Annotated in this window: 24 protein-coding genes, 2 tRNA genes and 2 rRNA genes; 17 read left to right on the forward strand and 11 right to left on the reverse strand. The window is 58.8% G+C overall.

The window, feature by feature from the left end; all coding sequences use genetic code 11:
• Window positions 1-17: 17 nt before the first annotated feature.
• The 4 genes from NMB39_RS19350 to NMB39_RS19365 form a co-directional block, all read right to left on the reverse strand.
• Window positions 18-2,909 (reverse strand): 23S ribosomal RNA (locus NMB39_RS19350).
• Window positions 2,910-3,146: 237 nt separating this feature from the next.
• A tRNA-Ala gene (locus NMB39_RS19355) sits at window positions 3,147-3,222 on the reverse strand.
• Between the two features lie 10 nt (window positions 3,223-3,232).
• Window positions 3,233-3,309 (reverse strand) — tRNA-Ile (locus tag NMB39_RS19360).
• Between the two features lie 122 nt (window positions 3,310-3,431).
• A 16S ribosomal RNA gene (locus NMB39_RS19365) occupies window positions 3,432-4,968 on the reverse strand.
• Together the 16S and 23S rRNA genes with 2 tRNA genes alongside form the textbook arrangement of a ribosomal RNA operon.
• 641 nt (window positions 4,969-5,609) lie before the next feature.
• Between NMB39_RS19365 and rhtA the strand changes: the two genes are divergently transcribed.
• The 4 genes from rhtA (at window position 5,610) to NMB39_RS19385 (ending at window position 8,410) form a co-directional block, all read left to right on the forward strand.
• Window positions 5,610-6,497: a threonine/homoserine exporter RhtA gene (rhtA, locus tag NMB39_RS19370; protein WP_057023776.1), complete on the forward strand. Its 888-nt coding sequence runs from the start codon at window positions 5,610-5,612 to the stop codon at window positions 6,495-6,497.
• A gap of 162 nt (window positions 6,498-6,659) precedes the next feature.
• Window positions 6,660-6,941: a hypothetical protein gene (locus NMB39_RS19375; protein ID WP_003190182.1), complete on the forward strand. Its 282-nt coding sequence runs from the start codon at window positions 6,660-6,662 to the stop codon at window positions 6,939-6,941.
• Window positions 6,942-7,052: 111 nt separating this feature from the next.
• Window positions 7,053-7,784 carry an SDR family oxidoreductase gene (locus NMB39_RS19380; RefSeq protein WP_494340209.1) on the forward strand — a complete coding sequence of 244 codons (732 nt, stop codon included), beginning with the start codon at window positions 7,053-7,055 and terminating at the stop codon, window positions 7,782-7,784.
• Window positions 7,785-7,819: 35 nt separating this feature from the next.
• Window positions 7,820-8,410 (forward strand): 2-hydroxychromene-2-carboxylate isomerase, encoded by a 591-nt coding sequence (locus tag NMB39_RS19385; RefSeq protein WP_494340208.1) that lies wholly within the window; start codon window positions 7,820-7,822, stop codon window positions 8,408-8,410.
• Between the two features lie 37 nt (window positions 8,411-8,447).
• Here NMB39_RS19385 and NMB39_RS19390 read toward each other — a convergent pair whose 3' ends face one another.
• The 3 genes from NMB39_RS19390 to NMB39_RS19400 form a co-directional block, all read right to left on the reverse strand.
• Window positions 8,448-10,256 carry an aminopeptidase P family protein gene (locus NMB39_RS19390; RefSeq protein ID WP_494340207.1) on the reverse strand — a complete coding sequence of 603 codons (1,809 nt, stop codon included), beginning with the start codon at window positions 10,254-10,256 and terminating at the stop codon, window positions 8,448-8,450.
• A gap of 49 nt (window positions 10,257-10,305) precedes the next feature.
• Window positions 10,306-11,466: a cysteine desulfurase family protein gene (locus tag NMB39_RS19395; RefSeq protein ID WP_494340206.1), complete on the reverse strand. Its 1,161-nt coding sequence runs from the start codon at window positions 11,464-11,466 to the stop codon at window positions 10,306-10,308.
• 234 nt (window positions 11,467-11,700) lie between these two features.
• Window positions 11,701-11,970: a hypothetical protein gene (locus NMB39_RS19400; protein ID WP_494340205.1), complete on the reverse strand. Its 270-nt coding sequence runs from the start codon at window positions 11,968-11,970 to the stop codon at window positions 11,701-11,703.
• A gap of 250 nt (window positions 11,971-12,220) precedes the next feature.
• Here NMB39_RS19400 and NMB39_RS19405 point away from each other — a divergent pair, with 250 nt between their 5' ends.
• The gene (locus tag NMB39_RS19405) at window positions 12,221-13,324 is read left to right on the forward strand and encodes a sigma-54 interaction domain-containing protein (RefSeq protein ID WP_057023770.1); all 1,104 of its coding nucleotides are present in this window, start codon (window positions 12,221-12,223) and stop codon (window positions 13,322-13,324) included.
• On the opposite strand, the gene NMB39_RS19410 is transcribed toward NMB39_RS19405, so the two are convergent.
• Window positions 13,313-13,678, reverse strand: a complete 366-nt coding sequence (locus tag NMB39_RS19410) for an antibiotic biosynthesis monooxygenase (protein WP_057023787.1) — start codon at window positions 13,676-13,678, stop codon at window positions 13,313-13,315. The genes NMB39_RS19405 and NMB39_RS19410 overlap by 12 nt on opposite strands.
• A 100-nt stretch (window positions 13,679-13,778) precedes the next feature.
• On the opposite strand from NMB39_RS19410, the gene soxR reads away from it, so the two are divergent.
• From soxR to NMB39_RS19430, 4 genes are all read left to right on the forward strand, one after another.
• A complete protein-coding gene (gene soxR, locus NMB39_RS19415; protein WP_057023769.1) occupies window positions 13,779-14,234 on the forward strand; it encodes a redox-sensitive transcriptional activator SoxR in 456 nt (151 codons plus the stop codon).
• Window positions 14,235-14,314: 80 nt separating this feature from the next.
• Window positions 14,315-14,770, forward strand: coding sequence for a VOC family protein (locus NMB39_RS19420; protein WP_198720870.1), 456 nt, complete (start codon window positions 14,315-14,317; stop codon window positions 14,768-14,770).
• A 163-nt stretch (window positions 14,771-14,933) separates the two neighbouring features.
• Window positions 14,934-15,818: an alpha/beta fold hydrolase gene (locus NMB39_RS19425; protein ID WP_494340204.1), complete on the forward strand. Its 885-nt coding sequence runs from the start codon at window positions 14,934-14,936 to the stop codon at window positions 15,816-15,818.
• 91 nt (window positions 15,819-15,909) lie between these two features.
• Window positions 15,910-16,824 (forward strand): LysR substrate-binding domain-containing protein, encoded by a 915-nt coding sequence (locus tag NMB39_RS19430; RefSeq protein ID WP_138233635.1) that lies wholly within the window; start codon window positions 15,910-15,912, stop codon window positions 16,822-16,824.
• A 225-nt stretch (window positions 16,825-17,049) separates the two neighbouring features.
• Here NMB39_RS19430 and leuD read toward each other — a convergent pair whose 3' ends face one another.
• Window positions 17,050-17,664 carry a 3-isopropylmalate dehydratase small subunit gene (gene leuD, locus NMB39_RS19435; protein ID WP_057023765.1) on the reverse strand — a complete coding sequence of 205 codons (615 nt, stop codon included), beginning with the start codon at window positions 17,662-17,664 and terminating at the stop codon, window positions 17,050-17,052.
• Window positions 17,661-19,079 (reverse strand): 3-isopropylmalate dehydratase large subunit, encoded by a 1,419-nt coding sequence (leuC, locus tag NMB39_RS19440; RefSeq protein WP_494340203.1) that lies wholly within the window; start codon window positions 19,077-19,079, stop codon window positions 17,661-17,663. The genes leuD and leuC overlap by 4 nt, the downstream gene beginning before the upstream one ends.
• A 274-nt stretch (window positions 19,080-19,353) precedes the next feature.
• On the opposite strand from leuC, the gene NMB39_RS19445 reads away from it, so the two are divergent.
• From NMB39_RS19445 to NMB39_RS19480, 8 genes are read left to right on the forward strand one after another with little or no spacing between them, the layout of a single operon-like run.
• Window positions 19,354-20,556 carry a PepSY-associated TM helix domain-containing protein gene (locus NMB39_RS19445; RefSeq protein ID WP_057023764.1) on the forward strand — a complete coding sequence of 401 codons (1,203 nt, stop codon included), beginning with the start codon at window positions 19,354-19,356 and terminating at the stop codon, window positions 20,554-20,556.
• Complete coding sequence (locus NMB39_RS19450) at window positions 20,553-21,089, forward strand: PA2404 family protein (RefSeq protein WP_057023763.1); 537 nt, start codon at window positions 20,553-20,555, stop codon at window positions 21,087-21,089. Before NMB39_RS19445 ends, NMB39_RS19450 begins: the two co-directional genes overlap by 4 nt.
• Window positions 21,086-21,409 (forward strand): hypothetical protein, encoded by a 324-nt coding sequence (locus tag NMB39_RS19455; RefSeq protein ID WP_043050326.1) that lies wholly within the window; start codon window positions 21,086-21,088, stop codon window positions 21,407-21,409. The genes NMB39_RS19450 and NMB39_RS19455 overlap by 4 nt, the downstream gene beginning before the upstream one ends.
• Window positions 21,406-21,966 carry a DUF6162 family protein gene (locus tag NMB39_RS19460; RefSeq protein ID WP_494340202.1) on the forward strand — a complete coding sequence of 187 codons (561 nt, stop codon included), beginning with the start codon at window positions 21,406-21,408 and terminating at the stop codon, window positions 21,964-21,966. Before NMB39_RS19455 ends, NMB39_RS19460 begins: the two co-directional genes overlap by 4 nt.
• Window positions 21,967-21,985: 19 nt before the next feature.
• The gene (locus tag NMB39_RS19465; RefSeq protein WP_494340201.1) at window positions 21,986-22,906 is read left to right on the forward strand and encodes a metal ABC transporter substrate-binding protein; all 921 of its coding nucleotides are present in this window, start codon (window positions 21,986-21,988) and stop codon (window positions 22,904-22,906) included.
• On the forward strand, window positions 22,903-23,649 hold the full coding sequence (locus NMB39_RS19470; protein ID WP_057023761.1) for a metal ABC transporter ATP-binding protein: 747 nt from the start codon (window positions 22,903-22,905) through the stop codon (window positions 23,647-23,649). Before NMB39_RS19465 ends, NMB39_RS19470 begins: the two co-directional genes overlap by 4 nt.
• Window positions 23,646-24,545 carry a metal ABC transporter permease gene (locus NMB39_RS19475; RefSeq protein ID WP_056846313.1) on the forward strand — a complete coding sequence of 300 codons (900 nt, stop codon included), beginning with the start codon at window positions 23,646-23,648 and terminating at the stop codon, window positions 24,543-24,545. The genes NMB39_RS19470 and NMB39_RS19475 overlap by 4 nt, the downstream gene beginning before the upstream one ends.
• Window positions 24,545-25,507, forward strand: coding sequence for a metal ABC transporter solute-binding protein, Zn/Mn family (locus NMB39_RS19480; RefSeq protein ID WP_494340200.1), 963 nt, complete (start codon window positions 24,545-24,547; stop codon window positions 25,505-25,507). Before NMB39_RS19475 ends, NMB39_RS19480 begins: the two co-directional genes overlap by 1 nt.
• On the opposite strand, the gene NMB39_RS19485 is transcribed toward NMB39_RS19480, so the two are convergent.
• Window positions 25,488-26,213 (reverse strand): UTRA domain-containing protein, encoded by a 726-nt coding sequence (locus NMB39_RS19485; RefSeq protein ID WP_494340199.1) that lies wholly within the window; start codon window positions 26,211-26,213, stop codon window positions 25,488-25,490. The genes NMB39_RS19480 and NMB39_RS19485 overlap by 20 nt on opposite strands.
• Between the last annotated feature and the right edge of the window lie 213 nt (window positions 26,214-26,426).

A 26,426-nucleotide genomic window follows, 5' to 3' on the forward strand; every position in this document is an offset into this window, starting at 1 on the left:
AATTGCTTGGGTGTTATATGGTCAAGCCTCACGGGCAATTAGTATTGGTTAGCTCAACGCCTCACAGCGCTTACACACCCAACCTATCAACGTCGTAGTCTTCGACGGCCCTTCAGGGGACTCAAGGTCCCAGTGAGATCTCATCTTGAGGCTAGTTTCCCGCTTAGATGCTTTCAGCGGTTATCTATTCCGAACATAGCTACCCGGCAATGCCACTGGCGTGACAACCGGAACACCAGAGGTTCGTCCACTCCGGTCCTCTCGTACTAGGAGCAGCCCCTCTCAAATCTCAAACGTCCACGGCAGATAGGGACCGAACTGTCTCACGACGTTCTAAACCCAGCTCGCGTACCACTTTAAATGGCGAACAGCCATACCCTTGGGACCGGCTTCAGCCCCAGGATGTGATGAGCCGACATCGAGGTGCCAAACACCGCCGTCGATATGAACTCTTGGGCGGTATCAGCCTGTTATCCCCGGAGTACCTTTTATCCGTTGAGCGATGGCCCTTCCATACAGAACCACCGGATCACTAAGACCTACTTTCGTACCTGCTCGACGTGTCTGTCTCGCAGTCAAGCGCGCTTTTGCCTTTATACTCTACGACCGATTTCCGACCGGTCTGAGCGCACCTTCGTACTCCTCCGTTACTCTTTAGGAGGAGACCGCCCCAGTCAAACTACCCACCATACACTGTCCTCGATCCGGATAACGGACCTGAGTTAGAACCTCAAAGTTGCCAGGGTGGTATTTCAAGGTTGGCTCCACGCAGACTGGCGTCCACGCTTCAAAGCCTCCCACCTATCCTACACAAGCAAATTCAAAGTCCAGTGCAAAGCTATAGTAAAGGTTCACGGGGTCTTTCCGTCTAGCCGCGGATACACTGCATCTTCACAGCGATTTCAATTTCACTGAGTCTCGGGTGGAGACAGCGCCGCCATCGTTACGCCATTCGTGCAGGTCGGAACTTACCCGACAAGGAATTTCGCTACCTTAGGACCGTTATAGTTACGGCCGCCGTTTACCGGGGCTTCGATCAAGAGCTTCGCGTTAGCTAACCCCATCAATTAACCTTCCGGCACCGGGCAGGCGTCACACCCTATACGTCCACTTTCGTGTTTGCAGAGTGCTGTGTTTTTAATAAACAGTCGCAGCGGCCTGGTATCTTCGACCGGCATGAGCTTACGGAGCAAGTCCTTCACCCTCACCGGCGCACCTTCTCCCGAAGTTACGGTGCCATTTTGCCTAGTTCCTTCACCCGAGTTCTCTCAAGCGCCTTGGTATTCTCTACCCAACCACCTGTGTCGGTTTGGGGTACGGTTCCTGGTTACCTGAAGCTTAGAAGCTTTTCTTGGAAGCATGGCATCAACCACTTCGTCATCTAAAAGATAACTCGTCATCAGCTCTCGGCCTTAGAATCCCGGATTTACCTAAGATTCCAGCCTACCACCTTAAACTTGGACAACCAACGCCAAGCTGGCCTAGCCTTCTCCGTCCCTCCATCGCAATAACCAGAAGTACAGGAATATTAACCTGTTTTCCATCGACTACGCTTTTCAGCCTCGCCTTAGGGACCGACTAACCCTGCGTCGATTAACGTTGCGCAGGAAACCTTGGTCTTTCGGCGTGGGTGTTTTTCACACCCATTGTCGTTACTCATGTCAGCATTCGCACTTCTGATACCTCCAGCAAGCTTCTCAACTCACCTTCACAGGCTTACAGAACGCTCCTCTACCGCATCACTTACGTGATACCCGTAGCTTCGGTGTATGGTTTGAGCCCCGTTACATCTTCCGCGCAGGCCGACTCGACTAGTGAGCTATTACGCTTTCTTTAAAGGGTGGCTGCTTCTAAGCCAACCTCCTAGCTGTCTAAGCCTTCCCACATCGTTTCCCACTTAACCATAACTTTGGGACCTTAGCTGACGGTCTGGGTTGTTTCCCTTTTCACGACGGACGTTAGCACCCGCCGTGTGTCTCCCATGCTCGGCACTTGTAGGTATTCGGAGTTTGCATCGGTTTGGTAAGTCGGGATGACCCCCTAGCCGAAACAGTGCTCTACCCCCTACAGTGATACATGAGGCGCTACCTAAATAGCTTTCGAGGAGAACCAGCTATCTCCGAGCTTGATTAGCCTTTCACTCCGATCCACAGGTCATCCGCTAACTTTTCAACGGTAGTCGGTTCGGTCCTCCAGTTAGTGTTACCCAACCTTCAACCTGCCCATGGATAGATCGCCCGGTTTCGGGTCTATTCCCAGCGACTAGACGCCCTATTAAGACTCGCTTTCGCTACGCCTCCCCTATTCGGTTAAGCTCGCCACTGAAAATAAGTCGCTGACCCATTATACAAAAGGTACGCAGTCACCCAACAAAGTGGGCTCCCACTGCTTGTACGCATACGGTTTCAGGATCTATTTCACTCCCCTCTCCGGGGTTCTTTTCGCCTTTCCCTCACGGTACTAGTTCACTATCGGTCAGTCAGTAGTATTTAGCCTTGGAGGATGGTCCCCCCATATTCAGACAAAGTTTCTCGTGCTCCGTCCTACTCGATTTCATGACTAAGAGATTTTCGCGTACAGGGCTATCACCCACTATGGCCGCACTTTCCAGAGCGTTCCGCTAATCTCAAAGCCACTTAAGGGCTAGTCCCCGTTCGCTCGCCACTACTAAGGGAATCTCGGTTGATTTCTTTTCCTCAGGGTACTTAGATGTTTCAGTTCCCCTGGTTCGCCTCTTGCACCTATGTATTCAGTACAAGATAACCATCTTATGATGGCTGGGTTCCCCCATTCAGACATCTCCGGATCAAAGTCTGTTTGCCGACTCCCCGAAGCTTTTCGCAGGCTACCACGTCTTTCATCGCCTCTGACTGCCAAGGCATCCACCGTATGCGCTTCTTCACTTGACCATATAACCCCAAGCAATCTGGTTATACTGTGAAGACGACATTCGCCGAAAATTCGAATTTCTCAATTAAGAGAACTCACAAATTTTACCTTAGCCTGATCCGTTACCAGTGAAAGTAACGTTCAGTCTATCTTTCTATCACATACCCAAATTTTTAAAGAACGATCTAATCAAAGACTAGAAATCAATATTCACTTCAGAATATTCATTTCTAAACTCTAACAGCAGAAGCAGTTAATGGTGGAGCCAAACGGGATCGAACCGTTGACCTCCTGCGTGCAAGGCAGGCGCTCTCCCAGCTGAGCTATGGCCCCATAACAAAATTGGTGGGTCTGGGCAGATTCGAACTGCCGACCTCACCCTTATCAGGGGTGCGCTCTAACCAACTGAGCTACAGACCCAATTTCGAGCGCAACTGATTAGCTAAGAGCTATCAGCTTGGAGCTTAAAGCTGCTTCTATCGTCTTCTTCAATGAATCAAGCAATTCGTGTGGGAACTTATGGAGCAGCTGATGTCGTCGATTAAGGAGGTGATCCAGCCGCAGGTTCCCCTACGGCTACCTTGTTACGACTTCACCCCAGTCATGAATCACACCGTGGTAACCGTCCCCCCGAAGGTTAGACTAGCTACTTCTGGTGCAACCCACTCCCATGGTGTGACGGGCGGTGTGTACAAGGCCCGGGAACGTATTCACCGCGACATTCTGATTCGCGATTACTAGCGATTCCGACTTCACGCAGTCGAGTTGCAGACTGCGATCCGGACTACGATCGGTTTTCTGGGATTAGCTCCACCTCGCGGCTTGGCAACCCTCTGTACCGACCATTGTAGCACGTGTGTAGCCCAGGCCGTAAGGGCCATGATGACTTGACGTCATCCCCACCTTCCTCCGGTTTGTCACCGGCAGTCTCCTTAGAGTGCCCACCATTACGTGCTGGTAACTAAGGACAAGGGTTGCGCTCGTTACGGGACTTAACCCAACATCTCACGACACGAGCTGACGACAGCCATGCAGCACCTGTCTCAATGTTCCCGAAGGCACCAATCTATCTCTAGAAAGTTCATTGGATGTCAAGGCCTGGTAAGGTTCTTCGCGTTGCTTCGAATTAAACCACATGCTCCACCGCTTGTGCGGGCCCCCGTCAATTCATTTGAGTTTTAACCTTGCGGCCGTACTCCCCAGGCGGTCAACTTAATGCGTTAGCTGCGCCACTAAGAGCTCAAGGCTCCCAACGGCTAGTTGACATCGTTTACGGCGTGGACTACCAGGGTATCTAATCCTGTTTGCTCCCCACGCTTTCGCACCTCAGTGTCAGTATCAGTCCAGGTGGTCGCCTTCGCCACTGGTGTTCCTTCCTATATCTACGCATTTCACCGCTACACAGGAAATTCCACCACCCTCTACCATACTCTAGTCAGTCAGTTTTGAATGCAGTTCCCAGGTTGAGCCCGGGGATTTCACATCCAACTTAACAAACCACCTACGCGCGCTTTACGCCCAGTAATTCCGATTAACGCTTGCACCCTCTGTATTACCGCGGCTGCTGGCACAGAGTTAGCCGGTGCTTATTCTGTCGGTAACGTCAAAATTGCAGAGTATTAATCTACAACCCTTCCTCCCAACTTAAAGTGCTTTACAATCCGAAGACCTTCTTCACACACGCGGCATGGCTGGATCAGGCTTTCGCCCATTGTCCAATATTCCCCACTGCTGCCTCCCGTAGGAGTCTGGACCGTGTCTCAGTTCCAGTGTGACTGATCATCCTCTCAGACCAGTTACGGATCGTCGCCTTGGTGAGCCATTACCCCACCAACTAGCTAATCCGACCTAGGCTCATCTGATAGCGCAAGGCCCGAAGGTCCCCTGCTTTCTCCCGTAGGACGTATGCGGTATTAGCGTCCGTTTCCGAACGTTATCCCCCACTACCAGGCAGATTCCTAGGCATTACTCACCCGTCCGCCGCTCTCAAGAGAAGCAAGCTTCTCTCTACCGCTCGACTTGCATGTGTTAGGCCTGCCGCCAGCGTTCAATCTGAGCCATGATCAAACTCTTCAGTTCAAACATCTTTGGGTTTTTAAGAAACCCTAAACTTGGCTCAGCAATCGTTGGTTACATCTTTGATTTCTCGCGGAGTAACTTGTGATGCTGATAATCTTGCTGACTATCAGTCTGACTCCACAAGCACCCACACGAATTGCTTGATTCAGTTGTTAAAGAGCGGTTGGTTAAGAGCTTTCGTCTCAACCGAGGCGCGCATTCTACAGCAGCCTCATTTGCTGTCAAGTGATTATTTTCAGAAGCTTTCGAAGATTTCTTCAACAACTTCAACCACTTGCGCTTCTGATCTCTCATCAGCGGGAGGCGAATTCTACAGCGTTACACGCTGCTGTCAACACCTCTTTTTCAACTTCCTTTGGGCTTCGATGAACTGAAGCTACTTGCTGCCGAAAACTTCATAACTCTTTGTTTACCAAGGAGTTTTCCGTTTCGACTGCGCCGGAAGTGGGGCGAATTATAGGCTTCCAGAATTTGCCGTCAAGGCTTAATTCAGGTTTTCTATCAATACAGCTGCAAACGCCATAATCCTTCTATATAGAAAGACTTAAACGGCAAATTGAGCAATATATTGCTCATCACTGAACAGTTAAGCATCATAGCGACATCTGCTCATCGACTATGACTTCGGAAGAACACCTCCAATGACCACCCCTCCTCGCGGCTTGGCCTGCGCACTGTTTCCCGTCGGCCTGCTGTTGATCGCCATGGCCTCCATCCAATCCGGTGCCTCACTGGCCAAGAGCATGTTCCCTATTGTCGGCGCGCAAGGCACTACTACTCTGCGCTTGATCTTCGCCAGTGTGATCATGCTGCTTTTATTACGCCCATGGCGCGCCAAGCTGACGGCAAAGTCCCTGCGCACAGTGATCATCTACGGGATGGCGCTGGGTGGTATGAACTTCCTCTTCTATATGTCCCTGCGCACCGTGCCCTTGGGAATAGCTGTAGCACTGGAATTTACAGGCCCGCTCGCCGTCGCTATCTACGCGTCGCGGCGAGCAGTCGACTTCCTCTGGATTGCGCTCGCAATCATCGGCCTGCTCCTGCTGATCCCGATGGGCGAGGCCAGCAGCGGTATCGACTGGGTTGGGGCCGCTTACGCGCTGGGCGCAGGCGTATGCTGGGCGCTCTATATCCTGTTTGGCCAAAAGGCGGGGAATGACAACGGTGTCCAGACCGCCGCCCTCGGCGTAATGATTGCAGCCCTGTTCGTAGCGCCGATCGGCATCGTGCATGCCGGCGCCGCATTGCTGACGCCCGCCCTGATCCCTATCGCCATTGGCGTTGCGATTCTGTCGACCGCCTTGCCCTATACGTTGGAGATGGTCGCACTGACTCGCCTCCCCGCACGCACATTCGGTACGCTGATGAGTATCGAACCGGCGTTCGGCGCCCTCTCCGGCCTATTCTTCCTGAATGAGCACCTATCCCTCGCCCAGTGGCTGGCGATTACCTGCATTATCCTGGCTTCCGTGGGCGCCACTTTGACGATGCGCAACGAATCAAAACCGCTGGTACCCGCTGACTGACCCTCTTTAACACCAACTCTGGTATTTGCCGCTCATTTAGGCCATGTTTAAGCCGTAACTGAATGTCATTCATGGAGAATTTCGACACGGACAGCATGAACGCTACGCTCGAGAGCGAGTAAGCGGCTCTGTTCTTCTGCAGAGCGGCTATTAAGGATGGGAATGAAACGAATTTTGATACTGTTGCTGGTTGTGGGCATCGCTGGCTGTGCTGCAACCACCAAAACAGAAGTGAAACGGGGCAAAAAAGGGTTGCACATCAACTGTTCTGGCCTGTCCTCCTCCTGGGACCAGTGCTACACCAGTGCAGCCAACTCATGCGGCGCCAAGGGTTATCGGGTGATTGCCAAGTCCGGCGACAACTCCGAGGAGCCTGGGGACTATCCGTTCGGCCTCAATCCTGCTGGCTATACCAGCCGCAGTATGATCGTCATCTGCAAATAGCTGCCGAGCAGCCTCTCTTGGCTGCTCGTCTCAAATTCCCACCACATTCCAAATGCCTTTTGCGACACGGCGGCTAAACTCCTGCTCGATCATCGAGCCAATGGAGTTCCCATGACGCACAACAAGAAAATCGTATTGGTAGTCGGTGCAGGTGACGCAACCGGTGGCGCCATCGCCAAGCGCTTTGCCCGCGAAGGCTACATTGCCTGCGTTACCCGTCGCAGCGCCGACAGACTGCAACCCCTGGTAGACAGCATCCAATCGGCAGGCGGTGAAGCCCACGGTTTTGCCTGTGACGCACGTAAAGAAGAAGACGTTATCGCACTGGTCGAGAAAATCGAAACCGAATTGGGGCCTATTGAAGCGTTTGTCTTCAACATCGGCGCCAACGTGCCTTGCAGCATTCTGGAAGAAACCGCACGCAAGTATTTCAAAATCTGGGAAATGGCGTGTTTTTCCGGTTTCTTGAATGCACGTGAAGTTGCCAAGCGAATGGTCACCCGTAAACGCGGCACCCTCCTGTTTACCGGCGCGACTGCGGGCTTGCGCGGAGCCGCAGGGTTCGCCGCGTTCGCCGGTGCAAAGCACGGCATCCGCGCCCTCGCCCAAAGCATGGCGCGGGAATTAGGCCCGATGGGCATCCACGTCGCCCATGTGGTGGTCGACGGAGCCATCGATACCGACTTTATTCGCGATAACTTCCCGCAAAAATATGCCCTCAAGGACCAGGACGGCATCCTCAACCCAGACCACATTGCCGAAAACTACTGGTACCTGCATAGCCAGCCACGGGACGCGTGGACGTTCGAACTGGATCTGCGCCCCTGGAACGAACCCTGGTAACACGCCCCTATAACAATAAGCAGCGAGTATCGACCATGAGTAAAACCCTGGAGTTTTTCTTCGATCTGGGCAGCCCTGCCACTTACCTGGCCTACACCCAGCTGCCGGCTCTCTGCGCCGAAACGGGCGCACATCTGGTGTATCAGCCGATGCTGTTGGGCGGCGTATTCAAGGCCACTGGCAATGCCTCACCGATCATGGTGCCGGCCAAGGGGCGCTACATGCTGGATGACTTGGCGCGTTACGCCAAACGCTACAATGTACCGCTCAGGTTTAACCCGCACTTCCCCATCAATACCCTGATACTGATGCGCGCAATCACCGGCATGCAAATCCACCAGGCTGAGCGCCTCCTCGACTTTATCGACTGCCTGTTCCGTGCGCTCTGGGTAGAAGGCCGTCACCTGGGCGATCCCGAGGTGCTGGCCAGTGTTCTCAGCGAACATGGGTTTGATCCAGGGCAAGTACTGGCCCTGTCCAATGACGAAACCGTCAAGAACGCGCTCAAGGACAACACCGAACAAGCCGTCAAACGCGGCGTGTTCGGCGCCCCCAGCTTTTTTGTCGACAACCAGCTGTTCTTTGGCCAGGACCGTCTGGACTTTGTGCGCGAAGCTCTCAGCTAGATTTCGCTTGCAGCCGGCGCGGGCCGGCTGCAATAAATCAAATGGCCGCGGTGCGCACCTGCAGCCACTCGAGCGCCGCACCACTGAGCAACGGGCTCAAGCGCTCACGCACTTCGGCGTGGTACGCGTTGAACCACTCACGCTCGTCCGCCGTCAGCAACGACGGCTCCAGGCAACGGGTATCAATCGGGCACAAGGTCAGGGTTTCGAACTTGAGGAATTCGCCAAACTCGGTCTTGCCCGCTTCACGGTTCAGTACCAGGTTTTCAATACGCACGCCCCAACGGCCGGGACGATAAGTACCTGGTTCAATCGAAGTAATCATCCCCGGCTGCATCGCCGTTTGTGGCGCAGCAACGGCCTGGTAAGCAATGACCTGCGGGCCCTCATGCACATTGAGGAAATAACCTACGCCATGGCCTGTGCCGTGGCCGTAGTCCACCCCTTCGGCCCAGATCGGCGCACGAGCAATGGCGTCCAGCAATGGTGACAGGATGCCTTTGGGGAAGTGCGCACGGGACAGGGCAATCACTCCCTTGAGCACACGTGTGCAATCGCGTTTCTGCTCTTCACTCGGCGTACCGATGGGCACCATGCGGGTGATGTCGGTGGTTCCGCCCAGGTATTGGCCACCCGAGTCGATCAACAGCAAGCCATCCCCTTCGATCAGCGCGTGTTCTTCTTCGGTGGCGTGGTAGTGCGGCATCGCGCCATTGGCGTTGAACGCGGCAATGGTGTTGAAGCTAAGCGACACATAACCGGGGCGACGGGTACGCGCAGCGGTCAGGTGTTCGTCGATAGTCAGTTCGGTAATGCGCTCGCGGCCCAGGGCGCTATCGAGCCAGGCGAAAAATTCGCACAATGCCGCGCCATCCTGCTCCATGGCCTGTCGGATATGTTCCGCGTCCGCCAGGCTCTTGCGCGATTTGGCAAGGGTGGTCGGGTTCAGACCTTCCACCAGCTTGACGCCAGTGTCGAGGTTTTCCAGCAAGCCAGCCGTCACGCGTGCGGGGTCCACCTGCAAGCTTGCACCCGACGGCACGGCACGCAGCGCATCGGCCACTTCGCTGTAGTCGCGCAAGGTCACGCCATCCTGCTCAAGCACGGCCCTCAGTTCGGCATCGACCTTGCCCAGCGCCACAAACAAGGTGGCCTGCTGTTGATTGATCAACGCAAAGGACACGAACACCGGATTGAACGACACATCACCGCCGCGCAGGTTGAATAACCAGGCGATGTCATCCAGCGTCGCGATGAAATGCCAATCGGCGCCCTTGTCTTTCAAACTGGCGCGCAATGCGGCAAGTTTCTCGCCACGGCTGACGGTGGCTTGGGGCGGCAGATGCTGGTAGATCGGCTGGTTCGGCAGCGCCGGGCGGTCTTGCCAGACTTCGTTCAGCAGGTCGATATCGGTACGCAGGCGGGCACCGCGCTCGACCAGCTTGCTGCCCAGGGTACGCGCCGAGGCCACGGCCATGACCGCGCCATCCACGGCCACCACGCCGCCTTCGGGGGTTTGCTCGGCCAGCCACTCCAGCGGCCCAGGTTGGCCCGGTTGCAGTTTGACCAGCTCGATGCCGCTGCCCTTGAGTTCCTTGGTCGCCTGTTCCCAGTAGCGGCTATCAGCCCAGACCCCGGCAAAATCCGCCGTGACGATCAGTGTCCCCACCGAACCATGAAACCCTGACAACCATTGGCGCCCTTGCCAGTAACCCGGCAAGTACTCGGACAAGTGCGGGTCGGCCGATGGCACCAGCAGGGCATGGATGCCCTCGCGACGCATCAGTTCACGGGTATGCGCCAGGCGCTGGGGAACCGTTCCATGGGTCAAAGGCTGGGTACTCATTGTGTCTCCTGCTAACCACTAATAATTGTTATGTACTGCAAATGATAAATCAGACCGCCCAGAACGCCGGTGCGCTGGCCAGTGCGGCCTTGATCAGCCGGGCCGCTTCGTCGATATCCTGTTCGGTGGTAAACCGGCCCAGGCTCAAGCGGATAGTGCGTCCGGCGCTGCGAGCATCATGCCCCAAGGCCAGGAGCACATGGGACGGCGCATTGCTTGACGAATTGCACGCGGAAGTCGCGGAAAAGGCAATGCCCGCGCTCAGTGCGGCGGAATTGAATTCGCCTTCGCTGAACGTCAGGCTGAGGGTATGTGGAATACGCTGGGTGGGGCTGCCATTGAGACGCAGGCCGGCGACTGACGCCAGTTGATCCAGCAGGCTCTGGCGCAGCGCAACAATCTTGGCCTTCTCATCAGCGAAGGACGCCGCCGCCAAGGCAAATGCCGTGCCCATGCCTGCAATCTGGTGGGTCGCCAGGGTGCCGGAACGCAATCCGCCTTCGTGGCCTCCACCATGAATCTGCGCCAATACCCTCTGCTGTGCCCGAGGCCCGACGTACAACGCACCGATCCCCTTGGGACCGTACAGTTTGTGCGCAGAGAACGACATCAAGTCCACCGGCCACTGGGCCAGGTCAATGGCCACCTTGCCCGCCCCCTGCGCCGCATCCACATGGAACAACGCGCCATGCTCACGCACGCGGGCGCCGATGGCCGGGATGTCGTTCAGGGTGCCCAGCTCGTTATTGACCAGCATCAGCGAGACCAGGAAGGTGTCCTCGCGCAGGGCTTCGCTGACGGCGTCGACGCTGATCAAGCCGTGGGCATCCGGCACCAGGTAAGTCACCGCCACGCCGGCGTCCTGCAATTGCCGCGCGGTATCCAGTGTGGCCTTGTGCTCAATCTGGCTGGTGATGATATGCCCACCCGCCACACCACGGGCCTGGGCCACGCCCTTGAGCGCCAGGTTGTTGGATTCTGTAGCACCGGAGGTCCAGACGATCTGCTCAGGCTGGGCGCCGACCAACTCGGCGACCTGGCGACGCGCCTGTTCAACCGCATGCCGAGCCGCCTGGCCAAACGCATGGGAACTGGACGCAGGGTTACCGAAGTTGGCATTGAAGCCCAGGCACTCGACCATCACCTGGATAACCCGCTCATCCACCGGCGTAGTGGCGGCGTAGTCGAAATACAACGGACGTTTATTCATGACGTTAAAAACTCGCAGAGCGTATTCCCGAGAGCAGCGTCTCAGGAGGCATCGACCAGAACAGAGGTCGTCAGGTTTAACCGATCGAGTGCCATTAAAGAAGGACCACTTTATTTAAATGTGCGTAGGAACGCTCCTGGAATTCAGCTTAACAGGCTGAAGTAGCCCCATGGCAAACAAAAAGCCCGAGGTTCCTTATGGGAAGCCTCGGGCTTTTTGCCGCAGGAAGCGGGCTCAACTGGGACGACCATGCAGGACGACGCTGCGCTCGGCGTTCATTTCACCCTGGTGATCAAAGCCGAAGGGTTGCTGTGGCTGGCCAAGCAACGCGGCGCGCTGGCGTTGATAGTCGTCAAACGACAAACCACGGCGACCCAGGGCTTCCAAGGCCAATTGCCTGGTTTCTCCCGCGGTATAAGGCCGCAGCTCAGGTGACGGCTGGGACGCACAACCTGCGAGGACAGAGGTGACAAGTAAAAAAGAAACAGCGAGCAAACGGTTCATGGCGGAGGCCCTGCAAAGGTGGTTTCAAGTCAATGAACACAGGCTACTCCCGCCCCTCCGCGGTGAAAAATCACCGTCCGTGATAGTCGCTATCAACCGTTACGGCATACCAGATAGCATCTTCTACTTATTCACTTAAGGCCTATAAATATAGAAATACGTACGTTTACGGAATAAACGTATTCTTCTATATCTAACTCCACTAACCAGTCCATGCCGATCCGACGCTCCATTTCAAACAGAGGTGCCCATGCAGCTTTTGACCCTCCCGCCCTCGCCCGCCCTTGCGACCTCGATCCGCGCCACGGCCCAGGTTTTCGAAGACCCGAAATCCCAGGCGTTGCTCGAGCATATCCGGCAAGTGGCGCCGAGCGAAGCCAGCGTACTGATCATTGGCGAGACCGGCACCGGCAAGGAACTGGTGGCGCGGCATATCCACAACCTCAGCGCACGGCGCAAACGGCCGTTCGTGGCGGTGAACTGCGGAGCCTTCTCTGGATCCCTGGTGGAGGCCGAGCTGTTCGGCCACGAGAAAGGCGCGTTTACCGGAGCCCTCTGCGCCAAGGCCGGCTGGTTCGAAGAAGCGCAAGGCGGCACTTTGTTTCTCGATGAAATCGGCGACTTGCCGATGGCTATCCAGGTCAAGTTACTGCGGGTGTTGCAAGAGCGTGAAGTGGTGCGCCTGGGTTCGCGCAAAAGTATTCCAATCGATGTGCGGGTCCTGGCCGCCACCAACGTGCAACTGGAAAAGGCCATCAACGCCGGGCACTTCCGCGAAGACCTCTACTACCGCCTCGACGTGGTTAGCCTGGAGCTCAGCCCACTGCGCGAGCGCCCCGGCGATATCCTGCCGTTGACCCGGCACTTTATCGAAACCTATAGCCGGCGCCTGGGTTACGGCCTGGTCACCATCAGCCGCGAAGCCGAGCACAAGCTCCGTAGCTACAGCTGGCCGGGCAATATTCGCGAGCTGGAAAATGTGATTCACCACACGCTGCTGACCTGCCGCAACGGCGTGATCGAGCGCGACGACCTGCGCCTGTCGAACCTGCGCATCGAGCGCCAGGACGACAGCCGGCATGGCCTCGATAACAGCGCCGAAGCCCTGTTGGCACGGGCGTTTCAAAAGCTCTTCGAGGAGCAGGCCGGCGCCCTGCACGAAAAGGTCGAGGACGCATTATTACGCGCCGCTTACCGCTTCAGCCATTACAACCAGGTGCACACCGCCAACCTGCTGGGCTTGAGCCGCAATGTGACGCGCACGCGCCTGATCAAGATCGGCGAGTTGGCGGTGAACAAGCGTCGGCCAGGGGAAAACCTGCAAGGCGAGCGAATGCTGCATCTATCCATTTAGCCTGCAGTGCAACGCGTCATCCTGGCTGCGCTCAAAACTGCGCAGCACCTGGAACGAACCGAAGGTCACGGCCGTGGCCTGGTGAGCGCGGATCAGCGTCCAGAAATCCGCATCGCCCTGCTCAAAGCACTTGAAGGCCGCCTCACCGGCCTCGCGGGATTGCCATTGCAGGTAATTGAGCACCCGCCGACCATCATCGCTGACTTGTACGCTGGCACTCAAAAAGCCGCCATGGCTTTCGGCCAGGCGCTCGCTCTGGGTGGTCAAGGCTGCCACCAGGGCGGATTGCTGACGGGGCTCGATATGAAACTCGATCAATTGAGCGAAGCTGCGATTTTTCTCTGATACCTGCATGAACACGCCCCTTTCTTTGTAGGCAGAATCTTGCGATTCGATGTCATGCAGGGTAAAACCTCTAGCTAAGTCGAGGTCAAGCACTGCCTGGGAGTTTTTCATGCTCAACAAGGAACTCAGCGTCGGTCAGCTGGCGGCCCGCAGCGGCGTGGCGGTCACTGCCCTGCACTTCTACGAATCCAAAGGGTTGATCAAGAGCAATCGCAATGCCGGCAACCAACGGCGTTATCCACGGGACGTACTGCGGCGGGTGGTGCTGATCAAGATCGCCCAGCGCTTGGGCATTCCACTGGCGACCATTGGCGAAGCATTGCAGGCGCTGCCCGATGGGCGCACACCGAACGCTCGCGACTGGGAGCGAATGTCGGCGTTATGGCGTGAAGACCTGGATGAGCGCATCAACAAACTGATGCTGCTGCGGGACAAGCTTAATGGCTGTATCGGTTGTGGATGCCTGTCGATGGAGGCGTGCCCGTTGCGCAACCAGGACGACCAGTTGGGTGAGCGCGGCCCCGGTGCCCAGCTGTTGGAACCCACCCTTGATTCCGACCTGTAGGCCCAATCAATAGTGGGGTGGTGCGGCGTGACCTATAGTGAAAAGGTTGTCACTCCATAACCACAATAAAGGAGAACGTTATGAGCGTTAAACCTATTCCCGACGGTTATCACGGCATTACCCCCTATCTGGGGATCAACGAGGCCGCAAAGGCGATCGAGTTCTATCAGAAGGCCTTCGACGCCACAGTGTTCATGCGCCTGGACATGCCCGACGGCAGGGTCGGCCACGCCGAGCTGCGGATTGGCGAAGCGGTGATCATGCTGGGCACGCCGTGCGATGAAACGGCCCTGCGCAACCCGGATACACACCCCAGTGTCGGTTTGCACTTGTATGTCAACGATGTGGATGCACAGTTCAAACAAGCCATTGAGGCCGGCGCCATCGAAGTGTCTGCGCCACAGGACCAGTTCTATGGCGACCGCTCCGCGAGTGTGAAAGATCCGTTCGGGCACCTGTGGTTCCTGGCTACACACAAGGAAGACCTGACCGAGGAGCAAATCCGCCAGCGTGCCATGGAGATGTTCAAACCGTAGTGCATTCAAGGTGGGAGGGGGCAAAACCCCTCCCACATTGGATCTCCTTTGTTTGAAGGGCCGGGCTTCTACACACTTCATGAACATCCTCCCCACGCTTTTCCCCTTGCCCCAACCGCCGTGTGATTCCAGGATGCAGGTCATCATCACAAGGAGTCACTCCATGTTTGCCGGCTTCGAGAAACACCAGTGCCACGTCAACGGCGTAGACATCAGCTACCGCAAAGGCGGTACAGGCCCCGGCCTGCTTCTGCTCCACGGGCACCCGCAAACCCATGTCATCTGGCATAAAGTCGCCGAGCAATTGGCCGAACACTTCAGCGTGGTGGCTGCCGACCTGCGCGGTTATGGCGACAGCAGCAAGCCACCGGCCGAGGAACATCACACCCATTATTCGAAACGGCAAATGGCCAGGGACGGTGTCGAACTGATGCAGGCCCTGGGCTTCGACACGTTCTCGGTGCTGGCCCACGACCGTGGCGCCCGCGTCGCCCATCGCCTGGCCCTGGACCACCCCAAGGTTGTAAAGCGCATGGTGCTGCTGGATATCGCGCCAACCCTGGCGATGTACGCCCAGACCGATGAAGCCTTCGCCCGCGCCTACTGGCACTGGTTCTTCCTGATCCGCCCGGCGCCGTTGCCGGAAGCCCTGATCGAAGCTAACCCCGAGTTGTACCTGCGCAGCGTCATGGGCAGCCGCAGCGCCGGGCTCAAGCCATTCACCGACGAAGCCTTCGCCGAGTACCTGCGCTGCCTGACATTGCCCGGCACCGCCACCGGTATCTGCGAGGACTATCGCGCCGCCGCGAGCATCGACCTGGAACATGACCAGGCTGACATCGACGCCGGCCATCATCTGAATCTACCTCTATTGGTGATATGGGGCGCCGACGGCACCGTCGGCCGCTGTTTCGACCCGCTCGGAGAATGGCAGAAAGTCGCCACCAACGTACGTGGCAAGGCGGTGCCGGCCGGGCACTACATAGCAGAAGAGGCGCCGGAGTTATTGCTGAGTGAAGCCCTGCCCTTCCTTTGCGCAGCCAAATAAGCTGTGGCCTCCCGCCGTGGCCGCTACCCGAGCACAGCAGCCTCCCCAACCGATGCTATCCTGGCGACTCACCCTCCCACACCTGCCTGCGATGACGAACAAAAAAGCCACCGTGCCCCTGCCCGAAGACCTGCGGGTATTCCTCACCGTCATCCGCAAAGCCGGCTTTGCCGCAGCCGCCGACGAACTGGGCTTGTCCCCAGCCTATGTCAGCAAGCGTATCCAGATCCTCGAAACCACACTGGCCACGCGCCTGCTGCACCGCACCAGCCGACGCATCGCCCTGACCGAAGACGGCGAACGGGTGCAGCGTTGGGCCGTGCGCATCCTCGAAGACTTTCAGCAACTCTCGGATGAACTGTCCGACGCCCATGACAGCCCCCGTGGGCACCTGCACTTGTGCAGCAGCTTCGGCTTCGGTCGCAATCATGTGGCCCCGGCCCTGTCATTGCTGGCAGAAAGATACCCAGGACTGGACATCCGCCTGGACCTGTTCGACCGCGTGGTGGATATCGTCAGCGAAGGCTTCGACCTGGAGATTCGGGTGGGCGATGACATCCCCGGCCAGCACATCGGCCGACGCCTGGTGAGCAATCGTCGAGTGCTGTGCGCCGCACCGTCCTACTTGCAACGTCGGGGCACGCCGCGGCAATTGAGCGACCTGGAGCATCATGACTGCCTGGTGATCAAGGAGCGCGATAATGCCTTCGGCATCTGGAACCTGGAGCGCGATGGCACAGCGCACAGCGTGCGCGTTCGCGGGCCGCTGTCCTCCAACAATGGCGAGATCGTGTTGCAGTGGGCACTGGATGGGCGAGGCCTGCTGCTGCGCTCGATGTGGGATGTGAAACCGCTGCTGGAGCAAGGCCAACTGGTGCAGGTGCTGCACGACTACACCCAGAGCGCCAACGTATGGGCGGTGTACCCGACACGCCTGGCCTACTCCGGCAAACTAAGGGCTTGTGTGGAGTTTCTACAGGAGCACTTCAAGGGTTTGTCGATCTGACCCTCCGGTAAGCAGCGCAGCCCAGCCATATCGTCATGACCACCAACGCAGAACGGCCTGACCACTAGCATGCCCACGCCAAAGCCCGCCATCTGGATCAGGGTCAAGAGGCTGAACTGCGGCAAGCGCAAGCTATCGGGCTCGCTTTGCGCACGGGAGATCAATGCCACCTCGGACAACCCGTCGCCCATGTCGGTCCCACTTAAGTCGACGAAGCACCCGGTGTCAATCGAGCCAGGGCTTCGTCGCCAGGTGCTGGCGCTCAAATGCCTTGATCTGCTCGCTGCGCTGCAAGGTGCTGCCGATTGCATCCAGGCCGAGTAACAGTGCCGTCTTGCGCAAGGTGTCGATCTGGAACGGGATCAACTGGCCATCCGCCAGACGAATCTGCTGGGCCTCAAGGTCAATACTGATCTGCGCCTGATCCGCTTGACTGATGGTTTGGGCAAGCCGGTGTAACACGTTCTGTTCCAGAGTGATCAATAACAGCCCGTTACGCTGGCAGTTGTCTTGGAAAATTCCGGCGAAGCTGCTGCCGATCAAAGCACGAATGCCCATTTGCTTCAGGCCCCACACCGCATGCTCGCGGCTGGAGCCACAGCCGAAGTTCGGCCCCACCACCATAAAGCTCGCGCCTTGCCAGGCCGGTTGATTGAGCACGAACTCGGAATTTGGCGCACCGGACGGCAAAAAACGCAGGTCAAAAAACAGCCCACGGTCCAGGCCATTGCGATCGATGCCCTTGAGAAACTGCTTGGGCATGATCACATCGGTATCGATATTGGCCGCCAGCATCGGTGCGGCTTTGCCAGTGACCAGGGTGAAGGGTTGCAGGCTCATGGGCGCTCTCCAAGGTCACGGATATCGGTGAGCCGGCCGGTGATGGCGGCAGCGGCGACCATCGCCGGGCTCATCAAGTGAGTGCGGGCCCCCGCACCCTGGCGGCCTTCGAAATTGCGGTTGGTGCTGGAGGCACAGCGGTCGCCGGGGGCCAATACGTCGTCGTTCATCGCCAGGCACATCGAGCAGCCCGACTGACGCCATTCGAAACCAGCGTCGATAAAGATCGCGGCCAGCCCTTCGGCTTCGGCCTGGTCCCTGACTTGCGTGGAGCCCGGTACGATCATCGCGCGTACATGATCGGCCACCTGTTTGCCGCGCACCACGCGGGCGGCGTCGCGCAGGTCTTCGATGCGCGCGTTGGTGCAGGAACCGATAAACGCATGGCTGATGACGATATCGCTCAGCGGCATGCCGGGTTCCAGGCCCATGTAATCGAGGGCGCGACGCATGCCCTGGCGCAGTATCAGATCGCTGACGTGCTGCGGGTCGGGCACACGGGCGCCAATGGACGCGGCCTGGTCGGGGCTGGTGCCCCAGGTGACCATGGGTTCCAGGGTGGCGGCATTCAGTTGGACTTCGCGGTCAAACACCGCGCCCTCGTCACTGCGCAGCGTGCGCCATTGACGCAGGGCTTGTTCCCACAGCGCCCCCCGGGGTGCGCGAGGCTTGTCCTTGAGGTAGGCGAACACCTTGTCATCCGGCGCCATGAACGCGCCACGGGCGCCGGCCTCCACGGCCATATTGCAGATGGTCATGCGCGCTTCGATGCTCAGCGCATCGATGGTGGTGCCACGGAACTCGATGGCGTAGCCGGTGGCACCGGATGCACCGATCTGGCTGATCAGCGCCATGATCACGTCCTTGGAAGTCAGGCCCGGCGCCAGCTCGCCATCGACGTTCACTAGCAGGGTTTTCAAGCGTTTGTAGACCAGGGTCTGGGAGGCCAGCAGATGCTCGATTTCCGAGGTGCCGATGCCAAAGCCGAATGCGCCGAGGGCGCCGTAGGTGGTGGTGTGGCTATCTCCGGCGGCAATCACCATACCGGGCAGGATAAACCCCTGCTCCGGCGCGATCACGTGTTCGATGCCTTGACGCTTGTCGAGGACATCCAGCAGTTCGACGCCGAAATCCCGGCAGTTTTCCGCAAGGTAGGCCACCTGTCGCGCCGCGCCGGCATCCGGCATGGTCGCGACCCGCGTGGGAGTGGTGGGGTTCACATGGTCGACCACCGCCAGCGCCGTGCCGGGGCGCCACACCGTGCGCCCGGCCTCGCGCAAGCCGCTGAACGCCTGGGGGCTGGTGTATTCGTTGATCACCTGGCGGTCGATATAAAGCAAAACATGGCCCTGGTCATCCAGGGCGCACACCGTATGGGAATCGATGTGTTTGTCGTAGAGGGTTCTGGCAGTCATTTTCTTGCGGGCTCGCTCGACGGGGTCCGCCCATCCTAGCCAGCCGTCCTGCCCCATCAATGGCGACGGGGTGATCGCATGAAACATGTTTCGTGTTCGATCAACGTTTCCATACCGCCTGAATGTGAACCTGAAACATTTACTTTCATATATGCATTAGGGATTTCTCATTCTCATCCGTCTTAACTTAGATACAGCCCGTCGCGTCAGCAAAAGCTACGACCGGCCTTTTCCGGGCCTCCATTGCCCCCTCCGATCAAGACCCTCATTAATCATGTCGAAGAAGTCACGCTCCAAACTCTGGTTTCTCGTGCATAGCTGGCTGGCATTGCCCATCTGGTTCTTTGTACTGATCGTCTGCGTTACCGGCACCCTGGCGGTGGTCAGCCAGGAAATCGTCTGGCTGGCCAACCCGGATATCCGTGCGAGCAAACCGTCGGATGACGCCCAGCCGCTGAGCTTTGGCCAGGTGATCGCCGCCATCAAGCGCGATGAACCCCAGGCTATCGTGCGATCCATCAGCCGTCCGGATGAATCGCACTTCGCCCTGAGTGTCGACCTCAGCTACCCGGATGGACGTTCCGTGGAGGTCTACGCCAACCCCTATACCGGAGCGATCCAGGGCATCAGCCCGTCGTTCAACTTCCAGCAATTCACCCGTGCTCTGCACGGCTGGTGGCTGGTGCCGTTCACCAACGGCTACAGCTGGGGCTGGTACCTGGTGTCCTTGCTTGGCTTGCCGCTGCTGGCCTCGCTGGTCACCGGCCTGGTGGTGTACAAGCGTTTCTGGAAAGGCTTCTTCAAGCCAACCCTGCGTTTTCGCCACGGTGCGCGCATTTTCTGGGGTGACTTCCACCGCCTCAGCGGTATCTGGTCGATCTGGTTTATCGCGGTCATCTCCATCACCGGCACCTGGTTCCTGATCCAGGCGATCCTGGGTGACAACCAGATTTCCATCTCCAGCGAGCCGGTCGTGCCGGTGATCGCCCGCGAGAAAGTGCCAACCTCTGCACCTGGCGTACCCGCGCCGATGATTGCGCTGGACGACGCAATCGAGATTGCGAGTCAACGCATTCCCGGGCTGGAAGCCTCTTTTCTGGTCCTGCCGTTCAACGCCTACAGCCATTTGCAGATTGGCGGCCGGGGCTGGTACCCACTAATGTTCCAGACCGCACAACTGAACCCCTATGACGGTGAAATCGCCGTCACGAACCTGCTGTCCGACCGTACCGCGCTGGAGTTCGTCACCGAATCCATGCGCCCGCTGCACACTGGTGACTTTGGCGGCTTGTGGATCAAGTTGATCTGGGCATTCTTCGGCCTGGTGCTGAGCATGATGGTGCTGAGCGGCTTGCTGATCTGGACCAAGCGCACCGCCCTGGCCACCCTCAACGCCCTCAAGCGCGAAGCCAAGACCCAGCGGCAACCCGCGCCCATCCCGGCCATGCAGGCTGAAACCCCGGAGGCCCAGCGATGAGCAAGGTCGCGACTGTACCGCCATCCCCCCTTCGCGCCTTCTGGCTGAAATGGCGTTTCCACATCAACATCCTGCTGTTGCTCGTGCCACTGGGGTTCATGCCCAAGTACTTCGCCGATGCCGCGCTGTTTCGCGGAGATACCGGTATCGGCGAGCGCGTGGCTGGGCAGGTGCAAGTCGGCCCGTGGAGCCTGACCCTCGCCGAGCTGCGCAATGAAGGCCCACGGCCAGACCCTGCCGGACCGATGAAATTATTCAATGCCGCCCTGTGTGACACCTGCACCAACCAGGTCAAGGCCACCTACCTGCGCATCGGCAAGCCGCGCAGCCTGCGCGCCGCCGGGGTGATCTTCTTCGGTACGCCGTACCGCATGGGCGCCGCCCTGCCGGTGCCGGAACGCACACCGGTAGACGCCCAGGTGTGGGTAACCATGGAAGGCTGGGACGGCAGCATGCACCAGGGTTCCATCCCGCTGAGCCAGGCCTCGCCTGCCACCATTGCCTGGCTGAACAAGCAAGGAGTCAAACCATGACGTTCAAGCGCCTGACCCGCGCCGCACTGCTGCTGTGCGCGGCTTTCAGTACCACCGCCTTTGCCCACAACCCGATGTGCGAATGCAAGGAAATCCCCGGCGAGCAGATCCAATGCAAGGGCGGCTTTTCCGACGGCAGCGGCGCCCCTGGTGTAACCCTGGATGTGATCGGCTACGACGAAACCATCCTGGTGCCGGGCAAGCTCGGCGAGGATTCCACCCTGACCTTCAAGAAGCCTGCTGCCGAGTTCTATGTGCTGTTTGATGCCGGCCCCGGCCACGTCGTGGAAATCGACCAAGCGGATATCCAGGCGCAATGACTACCACACAGGTTGTACGCCCCGCCGGTGCAGGTCATGAAACCCTCTACGTGCTGCTGTTGTGCCTGATCATCCTGGCAGTGGCGGGCACGGTGGTGGCATTACACGGTGAAAGCCAGGCAGTCACGGCGGTGCCGAGCCACCAGTTGGACGCCCGCCGCGACCTGAGCGCCGCCGAGCAAGGCATCTATGCCGACCTGCGGGTGACGCTGGATGAAATCCACCTGTTGCAACAGGAGCAAAATGCCCTGCCGACACCTGAGCAACTGGCCGAGGAAGGCTTCGCGCCCTTTGCCCAGGATGCCAGTTCGGTCAGCCGTGGCGACCATCGCTGGCAGCTGTTGGTCCCAGCCGCCTACCTCGGCTTGAGCCAGGCACCCGCCACCAGCGGTTCGCTGCTGATGCGCGTGCAGGGCAACGAGCCGGATATCTGGCTCAACCGCAGCGCCAACCTCGCCGCCCCTTCCGACCTCACTGACCAGGCGCTGATTGCGGCCGGCTGGCAGCAAGTGGTCGCGCAATTCGATGCCGGCGTCACTCGCCAGCACCGTCACTGAACGAGAAGACCGATTGCCCATGTCTATTTCATCGCCCCTGATGCGCCTGTTGCTGGTCAGCTTTCTCAGCCTGATGCTCTCCCCGCTGGCGAATGCCGAAGCGGCCAAGCGCCTGCGTATCGGCATCACCCTGCACCCTTATTACAGCTATGTGGCCAATATCGTCGGCGACAAAGCCGAGGTGGTGCCGCTGATCCCGGCCGGCTTCAACCCCCATGCCTACGAACCACGCGCCGAAGACATCAAGCGCATCGGCACGCTGGATGTGATCGTGCTCAACGGCGTCGGCCATGACGACTTTGCCGACCGCATGATCGCCACCAGCGAGCGCCCGGACATCCCGGTGATCGAAGCCAACGCCAACGTGCCGCTGCTGGCCGCCACCGGCAATGCCGCACGCGGCGCAGGCAAGGTGGTCAACCCGCACACCTTCCTGTCGATCAGTGCCTCGATAGCCCAGGTCAATAACATCGCCCGCGAATTGGGCAAGCTCGACCCGGACAACGCCAAGGCCTACACCCAGAATGCGCGCGCCTACGGCAAGCGCCTGCGCCAGATGCGCGCCGACGCCCTGGCCAAGCTGACCAGCGCCCCCAACCCGGACCTGCGTGTAGCTACGGTGCATGCCGCCTATGACTACCTGCTGCGCGAGTTTGGCCTGGAAGTGACTGCGGTAGTGGAGCCGGCCCACGGTATCGAGCCGAGCCCCAGCCAGCTGAAAAAAACCATCGATGAACTGCGCGCCCTGGATGTGAAGGTGATCTTCTCGGAGATGGATTTCCCGTCCACCTACGTTGACACCATTCAGCGTGAATCCGGGGTCAAGCTGTACCCGCTGTCGCATATTTCCTATGGAGAATACAGCGCTGAAAAGTACGAAGTTGAAATGACCGGCAACCTCAACACCGTGGTCCGTGCGATCCAGGAGTCGGGGGCATGACGGCGGCAGAGCAACTGAACGTAGTCAGCGTCGGCCCGACCCTGGACTTCGACCAGGTATCGCTGACCCTCGGGCGCACCGTGATCCTCGACAGCGTAAGTTTCCAGGTACAGCCGGGCAGCATCCACGCACTGGTAGGTCCCAACGGCGGCGGCAAAAGCTCGCTGATCAAGACCCTGCTGGGGCAGACGCCCCACCAGGGCCGATTGAGCCTGGAGTGGCCGACCACGCCCGGCACCATCGGTTATGTGCCCCAGGCACTGGAGTTTGACCGTGGTTTGCCGATGACCGTGGATGATTTCATGGCCGCCATGTGCCAGCGCCGCCCGGCGTTCCTTGGCCTGTCCAGGCATTACGCCGCCGCCATTGGCGAAGCGCTCGAACGGGTAGGCATGCAGGACAAGCGCAAGCGCCGCATGGGCGCGTTGTCCGGTGGCGAACGCCAGCGCGTCCTGCTGGCCCAGGGCCTGATCCCGGCGCCGCAATTGCTGGTGCTGGATGAGCCGATGTCGGCCCTCGACGAAGCCGGCATCCAGGTCTTCGAACGCTTGCTAAAAGACTGGCGCCTGGCCGGGATCACCGTGCTGTGGATCGAGCACGACCTGGAAGCCGTCGGCCGCCTGGCCGACCGCGTCACCGGGCTGAACCGCCGCGTGCTGTTCGACGCCACGCCTAAAGAGGCGCTGACCCCGGACCGCCTGTTGACCCTGTTCTCCACTCACCCTCGGAGCCCGGCGCAATGAGTTATGAAGCCTTTCGCTTGATGGTTCAGGGCTGGGCCTCTTCCGGGTACCTGCCGGAAGCCCTGGCCTACGGGTTTGTGGTCAACGCCCTGCTCGCCGGTTTGCTGATCGGCCCGGTACTGGGCGGCTTGGGTACGCTGGTGGTGGTCAAGCGCTTTGCGTTTTTCTCCGAAGCGGTCGGCCATGCCGCACTGACCGGCGTGGCCGTGGGTATCCTGCTCGGCGAACCCTACACTGGGCCCTATGGCAGCCTGTTCGGCTACTGCCTGCTGTTCGGCATCCTGCTGAACTACCTGCGCAACCGTACCGGCCTGGCGCCGGATACCCTGATCGGCGTGTTCCTCTCGGTGTCCCTGGCACTGGGCGCCAGCCTGCTGCTGATCCTGGCCGGCAAGATCAATGTGCATATTCTGGAGAACGTGCTGTTTGGCTCAGTGCTGACGGTCAATGGCAACGACTTATTGGTATTGGCAATCGTCGGCTCGCTGGTGATGGCCCTGGCGTTGCCGCTGTACAACCGCATCATGCTCGCCAGTTTCAATCCGCAGTTGGCGGCGGTACGTGGTGTCGCGGTGAAGACCCTGGATTATCTGTTCGTGATCCTGGTGACACTGATTACCGTGGCGGCGGTCAAGGTCATCGGCGCGATCCTGGTCGGTGCGCTGCTGGTGATTCCGGCCGCCGCGGCCCGCCTGTTGAGCCAGTCGCTCAAGGGGTTTTTCTGGGTGTCGGTCGTCATCGCCACCGTCAGCACCCTGTGCGGGATCCTGCTGCCGATCATCTTCGACCTGCCGATCCCGTCCGGCGCCGCAATCATCCTGGTTGCCGGTATCGCCTTTGCCTTCGCCGCCATTGCCCGCGGCACCGTGCCCAGCCTCAAAGGGAATCTTGGATAATGCGCCCTGTCTTTCGCCCAATGGCCCTGGCCATCGCTTGCTTGATCAGTACTTCGGCGCTGGCCGCCGTTGATGGTTTCGATCCAAAGGAATTCAAGGCCAACCACGGCCTCGGCCATGCCGCGCTGACCAAGGCCAAGTCGGTAAAAACGGTAAAGGTCCTGGCCTCGCTGCCCATCACCTACGGCTTGGCCGAAGTGCTGCTCAAAGGCACCGACGTGCAGCTTGAACGTGCAGCCCCCGCCAACCTGCCAGGCTCGCGGCAGGTGTCCTATTTCACCGGCCGCGGTGCTGCGGCACTCAATACCTTGGCACAGGACGCCGACGCCGCCATCGGCCTGCGTTCCCTGTGGGCCGATGACCCGCTGTACCCGGTGGCGCGTCGCAGCAATATCCGTATCGTGGAAGTGGATGCCGCACGCCCGGTAGACGGCGGCTTGCCAGGGATCGCCGTGCAACCCGGCGGTGCCGATGGTTTGAACAGTCAACCCTGGCAATCGAGCAACAATATGGGGCGCATGGCCGATGTGATGGCCGCCGACCTGAGCCGCCTGGCACCGGGCGCCAAACCGAAGATCGACGCCAACCTGGCCGCCCTCAAGCAACGCCTGCTCAAGCTCAACGCCGACAGCGAGGCGCGACTGGCAAAAGCTGACAACCTGAGCGTGGTCAGCTTGAGCGATCACTTTGCCTACTTGGTCAGCAGCTTGAACCTGGAACTGGTCAGCACCGATGCGCGACCCGATGCCGACTGGACGCCTGAGGCGCTGCAGAAACTCAGTACCGACTTGAAGGACAACGATGTGGTGATAGTGCTGCACCACCGTCAACCAAGTGAGACGGTGAAAGCGGCTGTCACTGCCGGCGGCTCCACGCTGCTGGTGTTGAATGTGGACGGTGCCGACCCTGTGACCGAGTTGGAAACCAATGCGGATCAGGTGATCAAGACGCTGACGCCATGACATCCACCTCCACATGAATCGCATCATGGCGCCAGAACTCCAGGTCACAATCGATCAGGCGCTGGTGTTGGTCATAGTTGACCCGGGCGATGCGCAAGCCCGGGCTGCCCACCGACACGCGCAACGCGGCGGCGGCCTCCACTGGCAGGGAAGTCGGCACGATTTCAAAGCGCACCCGTCCATAGTGCAAGTCGTACTTGCGCGCATACAGCTCGGTCATCGACTGATTCAAATCACACGCCAGGATCCCTGGAAAATACCGGGGGTTCAGGTAGTGCTCCACGTACAGCACCAGACGCCCGTCGATCCTGCGGCTGCGGCAAATCTGGATCACGCTGGACAGCGCCGGCAATTGCAACCATGCACACACCGCCGCCGACGCCGGTTGCAGCCGGGCCGAAATCACTTCAGTGCAGGCCACACGCCCCTGGTCGCTGACCATCGCGTGAAAGTGGCTGCGTTGCATCAGGTTATAGGCCAGTCGCGGCGGCGAGACGAACCAGCCGCGACGCTCTTCGCGATAGATCTGCCCTTGAGCCTCCAGCTGTAACAAGGCTTCCCGCACGGTAATCCGAGTGGTACCAAACAACTCGCTGAGCTTGCGTTCGGCGGGCAACTTGCTGGCTGGCGGCAACAGGCCATGGTCGATCTGCTCTTGCAGCGCCAGGCCAATGGAGGTTACCGCCTTGATTGCCTCATCACGCATCAACGTTACCTATCTGGACTAGACCAGCACCGTTCGGGTGCACAAAACGTGCTCTATTTGGGCTTTTGCTGTTGCGTGCCAGCCTAGGCATTACAGATGACCGACAGATGACAGCGGGTGTAGCCCTTCCTACCACACCCTGCAATACATCGGCCAAGTCCAGGGCCTGCGGGCACTTGGACATGGTCTACGCTAACTCTGCGCTGAGCGACA

This window comes from Pseudomonas sp. FBCC-B545 (genome assembly GCF_059134095.1).